Source organism: Streptomyces sp. NPDC020489 (genome assembly GCF_044386545.1).
Classification (GTDB): domain Bacteria; phylum Actinomycetota; class Actinomycetes; order Streptomycetales; family Streptomycetaceae; genus Streptomyces.
This window is the reverse complement of record NZ_JBIRUZ010000015.1, coordinates 214538-226014: the sequence shown is the minus strand read 5'-3', so window position 1 is coordinate 226014 and position 11477 is coordinate 214538. Positions and strand designations below refer to the sequence as shown.

Below are 11477 nucleotides of genomic sequence, written 5' to 3'. Positions count from 1 at the left end.
GCCGATGGTACTGCAGGGGGGACCCTGTGGGAGAGTAGGACACCGCCGAACAAATTTTAGAAAAAGGCCCACGCCATTAGGCGTGGGCCTTTTTGCATTTAGGGTTCGGGTATGCGCTATGACCTGGTTGTCTTCGACAATGACGGCGTCCTCGTGGACAGTGAGCCGATCTCCAACCGGCTGCTCGCCGCCTATCTGACCGAGCTCGGGCATCCGACGTCGTACGAGGACTCGATTCGGGACTACATGGGGTCCGCGATGCACCGGATCCACGATCTGATCGAGGAGCGGACCGGGCAGCGGTTGCCGGGGGACTTCGATGATGTCTTTCACGGGCGGGTGTTCGCCGCGTTCGAGCGGGAGTTGAAGCCCGTGGCGGGTGCCGTGGGGGTGCTGGAGAAGCTCGCGGCGGACGGGGTGCCGTACTGCGTGGCGTCGTCCGGGAGTCATGAGCGGATCCGGGTGGGGCATCGGACGACGGGGTTGGACCGGTGGTTCGACGAGACGCGGGTCTTCAGTTCGCAGGATGTGGGGCGGGGGAAGCCGGCGCCGGATCTGTTCCTGTACGCCGCCGAGCGGATGGGGGTCGCGCCGGAGCGGTGTGTCGTCGTCGAGGACAGTCCGCTGGGCGTGCAGGCGGCTGTGGCGGCCGGGATGGATGTGTACGGGTTCACTGCCATGACGCCTGCCGAGCGGCTTGCCGGGGCCACGCGACTGTTCTCCGACATGGGGGAGTTGGTGGACCTGCTGGCGTGATCCGGCGTTCGTCACGGTCGTCGAGGAGGTCGTGAGGGCCGGGGTGGGTGGCGCCGGCTGAGGCAGCCCGGCATGAAGCTGAGGGGAATTCATCTTTGGCTGGATCTACCCACGGGTAGCGCGGGGCCCTACGCTCGCCGCCATGACAGATGTGCTGCGGCGCGGCAGGGCCTCGCTGGCGTTCAGCTTCTTCGCCCAGGGGGCCGCCTTTGCCCTGCTGGTGACCCGGATCCCGGCCATCCAGGACCGGTACGGGGTCTCCGACGCGCTGCTGCCGGCTTTCCTGGCCGCCGTGCCGATCCTCGCCGGGGTCGGGAGCGTGACGACCGAGAAGTTGGTGCGGCGGATACCGCCCAGCCGGCTGCTGCGGTGGGCCCAGCCCGTCGTGCTGCTGGCGCTGCTGGGGGTCGGGGCGGGGGACGCGACGGTCGAGCTGGGGCTCGCGTTGGCCGCGTTCGGGCTCGCGGTGGGTGTGCTGGACGCGTCCATGAACATGCTCGGGGTGAGTCTTCAGCGGGCGTACGGGCGGAGCATCATGCTCAGCTTCCACGCGGTGTTCAGCCTCGGCGGGATCGTGGGGGCCTCGCTGGCGTGGGTGGGGGCGCACTGGGATCTTGCGCTGCTCGTGTCGTACCTGCCCGTGGTGGCCGTGCTGCTGCCGGCCGCGTTCGTCGGGAGCCGGTGGTACGTCGACGGGGGCGCGGAGCCGGAGCCGGGGGCGGACAAGGGCGGGGTGGGGGCCGAGGGCGGAGCCGTCGCCTTCCGGATGCTGTTGCCGCTGTGCCTGGTGATGACCTTCGCGTACATCGGGGACTCGACGGTCTCCAACTGGAGCGCGAAGTATCTCCAGGACGTGCTCGGGAGCAGCGAGCAGCTGGCGACCGTGCCGTACAACGTCTACATGGTCACGACCTTGCTCGGGCGGGGCCTCGGGGACTTCGGGGTACGGCGGTTCGGGGCCGTCCTGGTGGTGCGGGCGGGGGCGTTGGTGGCGGCGCTGGGGTTCGGTGTGGTGGCGCTGGCGCCCGGGGCGTGGGTCGGGATGCTCGGGTTCACCTTGCTGGGGCTGGGATTGTGTGTGCTCGTGCCGCAGACCTTCGCGGCCGCCGGGCGGTTGTTCCCCGGGGCCTCCGACGCGGCCGTGGCCCGGCTCAATGTCTTCAACTATGTGGGGTTTCTGGTCGGTTCGCCCTTGGTGGGGGCGCTGGGCGACGCGTGGAGCTATCGCGGGGCGATGCTGGTGCCGATGGTGTTGGTGCTGGTGACGCTTGTGTACGCCCGGTCGTTCGAGGCTCAACCGGACCGATACGGTGGCGGGCATGAGCGGCCGCGCACAGCTGATGTGGGACGAGGCAGTAACGGGCTATGACTTCGGGCCGGACCATCCGATGGATCCGGTCCGGCTGGCTCTGACCCGGGGTCTGGTGTCCGCCTTCGGGTTGGACCGTGAGGTGGACGTGGTGTCCGCCAAGCCCGCCGGGGAGTCGACGTTGGGGCTCGTGCACCGGGAGGACTACATCGCGGCCGTGAAGGCGGCCTCGGCGGATCCCGGGGCGGCGGACGGGTCGTACGGGCTCGGGACGATGGATGATCCGGCGTTCGCGGGGATGCACGAGGTGTCCGCGCTGATCGCGGGGCAGTCGGTCGGGGCGGCCGAGGCGGTGTGGCGTGGGGACGCGCTGCACGCGGTGAACTTCGCGGGCGGGCTGCATCACGCGATGCCGGGCAGTGCGTCCGGGTTCTGCATCTACAACGACGCCTCGCTGGCGATCGCGCGGCTGCTGGAGCTCGGGGCCGAGCGGGTCGCCTACATCGACGTCGACGTGCATCACGGGGACGGGGTGCAGGCGGCGTTCTGGGAGGATCCGCGGGTTCTGACGATCTCGGTGCACGAGCATCCGCGGACGTTGTTCCCGCAGACCGGGTGGCCGGAGGAGACGGGGGCGGGCTCCGCGGAGGGCGCCGCGGTGAACGTGGCGCTGCCGGCGGGGACCGGGGACGCGGGGTGGCTGCGGGCCTTCCACGCGGTGGTCCCGGAGCTGATCGCGGACTTCCGGCCGCAGGTGCTGGTGACGCAGCACGGCGCCGACACGCACTTCGAGGACCCGCTGGCGCATCTGGCCGTGTCCTTGGACGCGCAGCGGGCCGTGCAGGTGGCCTGCCACGATCTGGCGCACGAGTACGCCGACGGCCGGTGGGTGGCGCTGGGCGGTGGCGGATACGCGGTGGTCGAGGTGGTGCCGCGGTCGTGGACGCACCTGGTGGGGATCGCGGCGGGGCGGCCGATCGCGCCGGAGACGGTGATCCCGGAGAGCTGGCGGCAGGAAGTCTTCGCCCGCACCCGGCAGTTGGCGCCGATGCGGATGACGGACGGGCGCTGGCCGGTGAGTTGGGCCGACTGGGAGGCGGGGTACGACCCCGCGGACCGGTTGGACCAGGCGGTGCTGGCGGCTCGGCGGGCGGTGTTCCCGTTGCGGGGGCTGTTGCCGTAGGGCGGGGGCGGTTGTCCTGGCGGGCGGTTGCCGTGGCGTCGGCCCCTGATGCCCTGGCGGGTTGTTGCTGCCCTGGTGGTTGTCGCCGTAGCGGCGGTTGTTGCCGTGGCGCGGGGGCTGCTGCCCTGGTGGTTGTCGCCGCAGCGCGGTTGTTGCCGTGGCGCCGGGGCTGCTGAACCGACGGATTGTGGCAATAACGGGGGCTCCTGTCCTAGCCGGTTGTTGCCGTAGAGGCGGCTGTCGTCGTAGAGGCGCCCGTTGCCGCAGCCCGGTGTGCGTTACGCCGACCGTGCGGTGTTTGCCCGTTCCCCTGTCGGCCCCGGCTTCCGTCCGTCACCATCGCTCCGTGTTGAGCATCCAAGCGCTGCGCGCCCATCTGCTGGCTGCTCGTCTGGCCGGTCCCGTGGCCACCTCGCGGGAGGAGAGTCTGCGGAGCTACCGGCTTTTCGCCGCTCGTGACCCACGCGTGCTGATCGGGATCGATCCCGAGTGGACGTGGGGGCAGCGGGATGTGATCGGACTGATGGCCGCCAAATGTGGGGTTTCCGGCGACCCGCGACACACTCAGGGGCATGATGTGATCGACCCTGAGCGAACCCTGGTCGCTCTCGACGCCTTCGCTGATCGGGTCGGTGCTGCCGCGGAGCGCCGCGCTCCGGTGCTCCTGGGGACCGGGCACCCTCATCGACTGCTCGGCTTCTACGCCGCGTTGGCGGACGCCCTGTCGGCGGCAGGATGTGCCGTCCTCACCCCTGCGCATGGTCGCTGTGTCGACATAACGACCCGGTTCGGTCTACGTACGTACAACCTTGACTACGTACGAGGAGTCGCGCTCGTGAGAGATCCGGTGGACTCCCGCCCCGGTTGTGCGACCGGCGCACACACGCACTCACCGCTGCCGGTTCGGACCGTCCTGGCGGCCGCCGCGGACGCCGGGGGGCCGCTCCCCGAGCTGGTCATCGGGGATCACGGGTGGGTCTGCGGGGCAGGTCAGCTGGGGTTTGAGGCCATTGGGCTGGCCGATACCGATGACCCCGCCCTCTTCGTGGGGGAGGCGGAGGGGGTCGTGTCCGTCGTCGTTCCACTTGATGACGCTGTGCGGTCTGATTACTACCGGCCGCTTACCCGCTACGTACTCAATCGAGCGTGTCTGTCACAGTAGGCCGCCGATGGGTGCACCTCTTCCCCACTCGCATCACCCGCCCCTAGTCTGGGGAGTGAGCACGCAGCGACGAAGAGTCACCGGAAGGGGAAGCCGGTGACCGTCGAGTGCGGAAGGTTCAGGTGTGTCATGGCAGCTGGCGAGAGGCCTCTGAACGAGGTTCAGTTCCTTACCGTGGCGGAAGTCGCCTCGGTGATGCGAGTGTCGAAGATGACCGTGTACCGGTTGGTGCACAGCGGTCATCTGCCCGCTATCCGGGTGGGACGATCGTTCCGCGTCCCGGAGCAAGCGGTTCACGAGTACCTTCGCGAGAGCTACGTGGGGGTGGAAACCGCCTGACGGTTGTGGGGCGAGGGGATCCTCAGGGCACGTCGGGATCCCCCCGCTCCCCCTCGATTACGACCTCAGCGCTCGGGCGGGTAGGCTGGCCCCTCGTAGGTCGTATGGGCCCATGGCGCCCAAACACCGAGTGATGAGAAGTGAGCGAGGGTAGTCGTGGGCTCTGTTATCAAGAAGCGGCGCAAGCGGATGGCTAAGAAGAAGCACCGCAAGCTGCTCAAGCGCACGCGCGTGCAGCGTCGCAACAAGAAGTAAGGCGACGCCGCGCAAGCAGCGTGATTGTGGCCCCCCACCACACCCGGTGGGGGGCCACACGCATATCCGGACCCGGACGGCATCCCTCCGCCTACGTCCGACACCGCGTGGCCGGGTCTGGTCGTACGACCGCCGAAGTCGTGACGTCACGCATTGGGCGGTCATCACAGCGCAACACCGACCCGCTAAGTTGGCCGGACACGGGGAACGCGGCAGGGTACGCAGGGGACGAGTGCTGGAAGAAAGGCGCTGAATCTTGGGCAAGGTCGTGCTCGTGACCGGAGTGGCCCGTCAGCTGGGGGGCCGGTTCGTACGACGGATCCAGCGTGACCCCCAGGTGGACCGGGTGATCGCCGTGGACGCGGTGGCCCCCGAGCACCACCTGGGCGGCGCCGAGTTCATCCAGGCCGACATCCGGCAGCCCACCATCGCGCGGGTCCTCGCGCAGGCGGGCGCCGACACCGTCGTACACCTGGACGTGACGGCGATGCCGCTGGGCAGCGCCGGCCGGACCACGGTCAAGGAGACCAACGTCATCGGCACCATGCAGCTGCTCGGTGCCTGTCAGAAGTCGCCGACCGTCAAGCGCCTGGTCGTGAAGTCCAGTACGAACGTCTACGGGTCCGCACCCCGTGACCCGGCCGTCTTCACCGAGACCACCCCTCCCAAGTCGCTGCCCAGCGGCGGCTTCGCCAAGGACACGGTCGAGGTCGAGGGCTATGTACGGGGGTTCGCGCGGCGGCGGCCCGATGTGGCCGTGTGCGTGCTGCGGTTCGCCAACATCCTGGGACCCAGCGCGGACACCCCCCTCGCCTCGTACTTCACCCTGCCGGTGCTGCCGACCGTGCTCGGCTACGACCCGCGGCTGCAGTTCGTGCACGAGGACGACGTGATCGAGGTGCTGCGCATCGGCTCGCACGAGCCGGAGCGGGGCACCCTCAACAGCGGGACGTTCAACATCGCCGGTGACGGGGTGCTGCTGCTGTCGCAGTGCGCGCGCCGGCTGGGCCGGCCGACCGTGCCGCTGTTGTTGCCGGCGGTCACCTGGGCCGGCTCGCTGGTCCGTACGCTCGGGGTGACGGACTTCTCGCCCGAGCAGATCCGGCTGCTCACGCACGGCCGGGTCGTGTCGACGGTCCAGATGCGGGAGACGCTCGGATTCCGGCCGAAGTACACGACGGCGGAGACGTTCGCGGACTTCGTCCGAGGCCGCGGCCCCGGACTGCTGCCGCCGGAGGCCCTCGCGGGGGCCGTCGACCGGATCGCCGCGCTGCCCGCCCTGGGCGGCGGCCAACCCCCGACGCAGAGCGCCAACTGAGGAGCGCATCAACGATGGCGGACGCCAAGGTCATTCCGTTCGACGACGACCGGTCCCGCGGGGCCGCCGTACAGCGGCCGTCGCGTCGCCGGGGCGCGGGGAGCCGGCGCAAGGAGCCCTCGCCGGTCCGCGGGGTCCAGCCCCTGCCCACGCCCGGGCCGGCGCAGGATGATGTCCCTGTGACGCGTGAGGAACAGCCACCGCCGACGGCGCGGGAAGACGGCGGTATCGAGCGGCGGATCGCGGGCGGCCTCGCCTTCCTGCGCCGCCGGCTCACCGGGGACTACGACGTCGACGACTTCGGGTACGACGAGGAGTTGACCGACCAGGTCCTGATGTCCCTGCTGCGGCCGGTGTACGAGAAATACTTCCGCGTCGAGGTGAAGGGCATCGAGAACATCCCGGCGGAGGGGGGCGCGCTGATCGTCGCCAACCACTCCGGGACGCTCCCGCTGGACGGGCTGATGATGCAGGTCGCCGTCCACGACAACCACCCCGCGGGTCGGCATCTGCGTCTGCTGGCCGCGGACCTCGTCTTCATGCTGCCGGTGGTCAACGAGCTCGCCCGCAAGCTCGGCCACACGCTGGCCTGCGCGGAGGACGCCGAACGGCTGCTCGGGCAGGGCGAGTTGGTCGGGGTGATGCCGGAGGGCTTCAAGGGCATCGGCAAGCCCTTCAGCGAGCGCTACAAGCTCCAGCGCTTCGGCCGGGGCGGGTTCGTCTCCACGGCTCTGCGGCAGGGCGCCCCGATCATCCCGTGCTCGATCGTCGGCGCGGAGGAGATCTACCCGATGATCGGCAACGCCAAGACCCTCGCCCGTCTCCTCGGCTTCCCGTACTTCCCGCTGACCCCGACCTTCCCTTGGCTCGGCCCGCTCGGCGCGATCCCGCTGCCGACGAAGTGGACCATCCAGTTCGGCGAGCCGATCCCCACGGACGGCTATCCACCGGAGGCGGCCGAGGACCCGATGCTGATGTTCAACCTGACGGACCAGGTGCGCGAACAGATCCAGCACACGCTGTACAAGCTCCTGGTGCAGCGCCGGTCGGTGTTCTTCTAGGCCTTCCAGCGGTACGACGACGGGGGCGCCCTTCCTGGTGGAGGGCGCCCCCGTCGTCGTGTCGGTAGGGCTAGTCCGCGTCCTCGGCGTCGATGCCCAGGCCCGGGAGGAGGCCCGGGAGGAGGGGCGGGAGGGTGACGTCCGGCTGGGCGGGGGTGCTGGTGGACGGGGAGGCGGGGCTGGTGCTGTCCTGCGTGGGGTCCAGCAGGCCGCCGGTGTTGCCGCCGAGCAGGCCGTCGTCGGCGCTGCCCGACGTGGACGAGTTGCTGGGGCGGTCCTTGCCGTTGGAGCCGCTGCTGTGGGAGCTGCCGCTGCCGGTGCTGGGAGCGGCCGGGCGGTCGGAGCCGGACGCGCCCGTGGACGGCGAGCCGGAACCGCCCTGGCGCCTGCCGTCGCCGCCGCCCTGGGCCGGGGCCTCGGGGAGCAGGGACTGCAGCGGGGCCACCTCTTCGTCTATGGCGTCGAACACCGACGACACCTGCTGACTGACGTCGCCGAGCTGGACCGGCAGCCGGTCGCGGAGCGCGCCCCAGACCTCCCGGTGCGAGCGGGAGAAGGCGTCGAGGGCCTGGATGGGGCCCAGCGAGCCCGGGTCGCGCTCGTACGCCTCGTGGAGCAGCCGGTGGCCCTCCGAGGCGTCGTGCTGCATCCCCGACAGGGCCCGGCGGATCTCGCCGACGGACTCGTGGTCGAGGTGGCCGCCGCGATCGCGGTCCATCAGCCGGCGGGCTTCGTTGAGGCGGGTGGAGGCCTGGTCGAGATAGGCCTGGCCGCGCTCGTCGTCCCCGTCGGACAGATAGGTGAGCTTGAAGTCCTCGATGCCGCGCTTGAGGCCGTACAGCGAGTCGCCCGGGAGGGCGTCCGAGCTGGCGGCGGCCACCCCGCCGAAGGCGCCCGCGGCGACTCCGACGCTGAGTCCGCCGGCGGCCAGGCCCTTCGTGAGCCGGGAACGCGGTCGCAGCTTGCCCAGTGGGGACGCGCGGTGCGCTCCTCGGGCCCGGTGCGAGCGCTGTTCGGGCACCGAAGGATCCGTTGCTTCGCCCCCGACGGTGCCTTCCTGGAGCATGGCCTCGAACGCGGCCACCAGCTGGGCCCGCTGGACGACCTTGACCTCAGGATTCAGCTCCGGCCTGGGCAGCTCGCCGAGACACTCCGCGAGGGTCAGCATGCGACCCTGCTCGGTCCGTTCCGCGGCTGCCGGGGCCGGGTCCGGACCTTCGGACTGCTCGGCCGCCGGGCCCCGGTCGGACTGCTCCTCCAGGGCCTGGGCGAAGGCGTTCGCCCGCCGGTGTGCCGAGACGTTCGCGATCACTGGCGGCACCTCCTCTCGTCATGACGGTCGACTCCCCAGGGGGTCCTGAGGGTTGCACGCTCTGACCACTTCCACACGATCGGGTGATCGAAGTCGGCCAGGGAGTGACCACAGGGAGCCTGCATCCCGCACAACGAGTGGCGCGGCACTTGGGTTACGGACTGCGGATGATCGGATCGGGAAGTCAACGGACTTTCACCGACAGCGAGTTGGCAGTCACCGAGCGTGCCCCTGTCAGGCTGCCCCGCCGATGCGCCCCGTCGGGTCGCCCCCCTGTCAGCGGGCGTCGTCCGGGAGGAGCCGGGCGAGGGTGCGCACGGCCCGGTACTGGAGGGTCTTGATGGCGCCCTCGTTCTTGCCCATCACGCGGGCGGTCTCGGCGACCGAGAGCCCTTGGAGGAAGCGGAGCGTCACACACTCCTGCTGCTGCGGGTTCAGGCGGCGCACCGCCTCCAGGAGGGCGGCGTTGGAGAGGGACTCCAGCACCGAGTCCTCCGGGGACCGCTCGACCTCGTTGGCGTCGAGCATCTCGCCGGTGGTCACCTCCAGCCGGAAGCGGCTCGACTTGAAGTGGTCGGCGACGAGGTTCCGGGCGATCGTCACGAGCCAGGCGCCGAAGTCACGGCCCTGCCAGGTGAAGGTCCCGATCCTGCGCAGCGCGCGCAGGAACGTCTCGCTGGTGAGGTCCTCGGCGGTCGCCTTGCCCCCCACCCGGTAGTAGATGTACCGGTAGACGGTGTCGCTGTACTGGTCGTAGAGGCGCCCGAAGGCGTCGGCCTCGCCGGCCTGTGCCCGCTCCACGAGGTCCATCATGCGGGCGCTGTCGCTGTCCGCGGCCGGTCGGCGCGCGGTGGTGGTGCCGGTCGAACGCCCTCTTCTGCCGACGGCCGCGGAACCGTCGGCCAGTGCGTAGCACGGGCCGATCGGTGCCGTGGCTACGGCGAGGGCGGGGACGGCGTACGCGGTGGGGACGAAGCCGCGCAACAGGTCTTGGACCGTTGCGCGCAGCGTAGCCAGGCCCGAGGCGTCAACCCCGACGTGTGGGTACACGGGACTCCCAGAGGCAGAGCTTCCATCACGTGCAGTGCGGGACCGTTCACCCGTCGTAGCGACGGAGGGGTACCGGTATGCGTCTGAGGAGAATAACGCTTCGTGCAGGCACTGCTACACCCAGTTGCTCAAATCATCGATTACGTCGCTTCTGTAACCGAATGACGGCTGTTCAAGTGCCGGAGAGTGACCGTTTATTGATCAGTTGAGATCGGATTCCGGTCAGGGTCGGGGCGTGTTGTGGCCGTGTGCCGACAAGAGGACTGGATGGAGGAGGTGGGGGTACTTCTTGTCTTTCGGGCGCGGGCTCGTCGTGGCTGGTCGCGCAGTTCCCCGCGCCCCCTGGGTGGGTCAGCGGCGGCGGCGGTGCAAAGCGATCGCGGCTGCGGTGCCTCCGGCGACCGCTCCTACGCCCGCCGCCGCCGGGATGCCGACCTTCGCGGCCTTCCTGCCGGTGCGGTAGTCGCGCAGACGCCAGTCCAGTTCCCTCGCGTGCCTGCGGAGCTTGGAGTCCGGGTTGATCGCGTAGGGGTGGCCGACCAGGGAGAGCATGGGAATGTCGTTGTGGCTGTCGCTGTAGGCAGCGCAGCGGCTCAGGTCCAGGCCCTCCGCCGCCGCCAGGGCGCGGACCGCCTCCGCCTTCGCCGGGCCGTGCAGCGGCTCGCCCACCAACTTGCCCGTGTAGACGCCGTCCACCGACTCCGCGACCGTGCCGAGCGCGCCGGTCAGGCCCAGGCGGCGGGCGATCACGCCGGCGATCTCCACCGGGGCCGCCGTGACGAGCCACACCTTCTGGCCCGCGTCCAGGTGGGCCTGGGCCAGGGCGCGGGTGCCGGGCCAGATGCGCTCGGCCATGTACTCGTCGTAGATCTCCTCGCCGATGGACATCAACTCGGAGACGCGGTGGCCCTGGACGATCGACAGGGCCGAGTCGCGGGCCTCCTGCATGTGCTCGGGGTCCTCGATGCCCGCCAGCCGGAACCACGCCTGCTGCCAGGCGAAACGGGCGAGCTCGCGGGTCTCGAAGAACTTCCGCTTGTACAGGCCGCGGCCGAAGTGGAACAGCGAGGCGCCCTGCATGACGGTGTTGTCGAGATCGAAGAAGGCGGCTGCCTTGTCGTCGCCGAGGACCGGGAACTCCGGCTCCGCGCCGGGGGTGGAGGCCTCGACGACCTCCTGTGACGTCTTGCGCGCGGCCTCCGCCGAGGCCTCGCCTGCCAACACGCTCCGCGCCGTGGCGGAGCGCCTACGGGGAGTGAGCCATCCGAGAGCGGCCATGGCGTGAGCATAGCCAGTTTGTTCGGAGCTTCCGGAGCGGCGAGGTTCGGAGGATGTGAACTCTCCGCGGCCGAGCCGTTAAACAAGCGCTCCAGGTCGGGTCGAGGTCCGCGCGAGAATGGCCGACATGAGTCCCATCTTCCGCCGCAAGCCGGCAAAGGCCCCCGAGGACCGGCTCGTCACGCTCGTCCGCAAGCCCGGATGCCATCTGTGCGATGACGCACAGATCGTCGTCGAGAAGGTGTGCGGGGAGGTCGGGGTCCCCTGGGAGTCGAAGGACATCACCCAGGACCCCCGGCTCCACGACCAGTACTGGGAGCAGATCCCGGTCGTCCTCGTCGACGGGGAGCAGCACACCTTCTGGCGCGTGGACGAGAAGCGCCTGAGGTCGGCACTGACCGAGTAGTCCAACTGGCCCGGCCGGTCGCTTAGGATCGATGGCGACTTGGTCCTG

Annotated in this window: 12 protein-coding genes; 9 read left to right on the top strand and 3 right to left on the bottom strand. The window is 70.1% G+C overall.

Annotation, left to right across the window (positions count from 1 at the left end):
* Positions 1-111 precede the first annotated feature (111 nt).
* The 8 genes from ACH41F_RS34020 (at position 112) to ACH41F_RS33985 (ending at position 7383) form a co-directional block, all read left to right on the top strand.
* Positions 112-756 (top strand): HAD-IA family hydrolase, encoded by a 645-nt coding sequence (locus tag ACH41F_RS34020; protein WP_391245288.1) that lies wholly within the window; start codon positions 112-114, stop codon positions 754-756.
* A 142-nt stretch (positions 757-898) separates the two neighbouring features.
* The gene (locus ACH41F_RS34015; protein WP_398838936.1) at positions 899-2125 is read left to right on the top strand and encodes an MFS transporter; all 1227 of its coding nucleotides are present in this window, start codon (positions 899-901) and stop codon (positions 2123-2125) included.
* A complete protein-coding gene (locus ACH41F_RS34010; RefSeq protein ID WP_398838935.1) occupies positions 2076-3248 on the top strand; it encodes an acetoin utilization protein AcuC in 1173 nt (390 codons plus the stop codon). The genes ACH41F_RS34015 and ACH41F_RS34010 overlap by 50 nt, the downstream gene beginning before the upstream one ends.
* 346 nt (positions 3249-3594) lie before the next feature.
* Entirely contained in the window at positions 3595-4410 is an 816-nt protein-coding gene (locus ACH41F_RS34005; RefSeq protein ID WP_391245297.1) for a phosphatase, read from the top strand.
* Positions 4411-4539: 129 nt separating this feature from the next.
* Positions 4540-4749 carry a helix-turn-helix domain-containing protein gene (locus ACH41F_RS34000; RefSeq protein WP_093781815.1) on the top strand — a complete coding sequence of 70 codons (210 nt, stop codon included), beginning with the start codon at positions 4540-4542 and terminating at the stop codon, positions 4747-4749.
* Between the two features lie 156 nt (positions 4750-4905).
* Positions 4906-5004 (top strand): 30S ribosomal protein bS22, encoded by a 99-nt coding sequence (locus tag ACH41F_RS33995; RefSeq protein ID WP_003948845.1) that lies wholly within the window; start codon positions 4906-4908, stop codon positions 5002-5004.
* 256 nt (positions 5005-5260) lie between these two features.
* On the top strand, positions 5261-6322 hold the full coding sequence (locus ACH41F_RS33990) for an NAD-dependent epimerase/dehydratase family protein (RefSeq protein ID WP_391245299.1): 1062 nt from the start codon (positions 5261-5263) through the stop codon (positions 6320-6322).
* A 14-nt stretch (positions 6323-6336) separates the two neighbouring features.
* On the top strand, positions 6337-7383 hold the full coding sequence (locus ACH41F_RS33985) for a 1-acyl-sn-glycerol-3-phosphate acyltransferase (RefSeq protein WP_391245302.1): 1047 nt from the start codon (positions 6337-6339) through the stop codon (positions 7381-7383).
* 70 nt (positions 7384-7453) lie between these two features.
* On the opposite strand, the gene ACH41F_RS33980 is transcribed toward ACH41F_RS33985, so the two are convergent.
* The 3 genes from ACH41F_RS33980 to ACH41F_RS33970 form a co-directional block, all read right to left on the bottom strand.
* Positions 7454-8695, bottom strand: a complete 1242-nt coding sequence (locus ACH41F_RS33980; protein WP_391245305.1) for a DUF5667 domain-containing protein — start codon at positions 8693-8695, stop codon at positions 7454-7456.
* 276 nt (positions 8696-8971) lie between these two features.
* Complete coding sequence (locus ACH41F_RS33975; protein WP_391245307.1) at positions 8972-9745, bottom strand: ECF subfamily RNA polymerase sigma factor, BldN family; 774 nt, start codon at positions 9743-9745, stop codon at positions 8972-8974.
* Positions 9746-10096: 351 nt separating this feature from the next.
* The gene (locus tag ACH41F_RS33970) at positions 10097-11023 is read right to left on the bottom strand and encodes an HAD-IB family hydrolase (protein ID WP_391245310.1); all 927 of its coding nucleotides are present in this window, start codon (positions 11021-11023) and stop codon (positions 10097-10099) included.
* Positions 11024-11141: 118 nt separating this feature from the next.
* On the opposite strand from ACH41F_RS33970, the gene ACH41F_RS33965 reads away from it, so the two are divergent.
* Positions 11142-11429 (top strand): glutaredoxin family protein, encoded by a 288-nt coding sequence (locus ACH41F_RS33965; RefSeq protein WP_391245313.1) that lies wholly within the window; start codon positions 11142-11144, stop codon positions 11427-11429.
* The last annotated feature ends 48 nt before the right edge of the window (positions 11430-11477 follow it).

Coding starts and splice junctions, on each gene's coding strand:
- ACH41F_RS33970 (WP_391245310.1), bottom strand. CDS start 11,023: ATGGCCGCTCTCGGATGGCTCACTCCCCGTAGGCGCTCCGCCACGGCG.
- ACH41F_RS33985 (WP_391245302.1), top strand. CDS start 6,337: ATGGCGGACGCCAAGGTCATTCCGTTCGACGACGACCGGTCCCGCGGG.
- ACH41F_RS34010 (WP_398838935.1), top strand. CDS start 2,076: ATGAGCGGCCGCGCACAGCTGATGTGGGACGAGGCAGTAACGGGCTAT.
- ACH41F_RS34015 (WP_398838936.1), top strand. CDS start 899: ATGACAGATGTGCTGCGGCGCGGCAGGGCCTCGCTGGCGTTCAGCTTC.
- ACH41F_RS34020 (WP_391245288.1), top strand. CDS start 112: ATGCGCTATGACCTGGTTGTCTTCGACAATGACGGCGTCCTCGTGGAC.
- ACH41F_RS34000 (WP_093781815.1), top strand. CDS start 4,540: ATGGCAGCTGGCGAGAGGCCTCTGAACGAGGTTCAGTTCCTTACCGTG.
- ACH41F_RS33965 (WP_391245313.1), top strand. CDS start 11,142: ATGGCCGACATGAGTCCCATCTTCCGCCGCAAGCCGGCAAAGGCCCCC.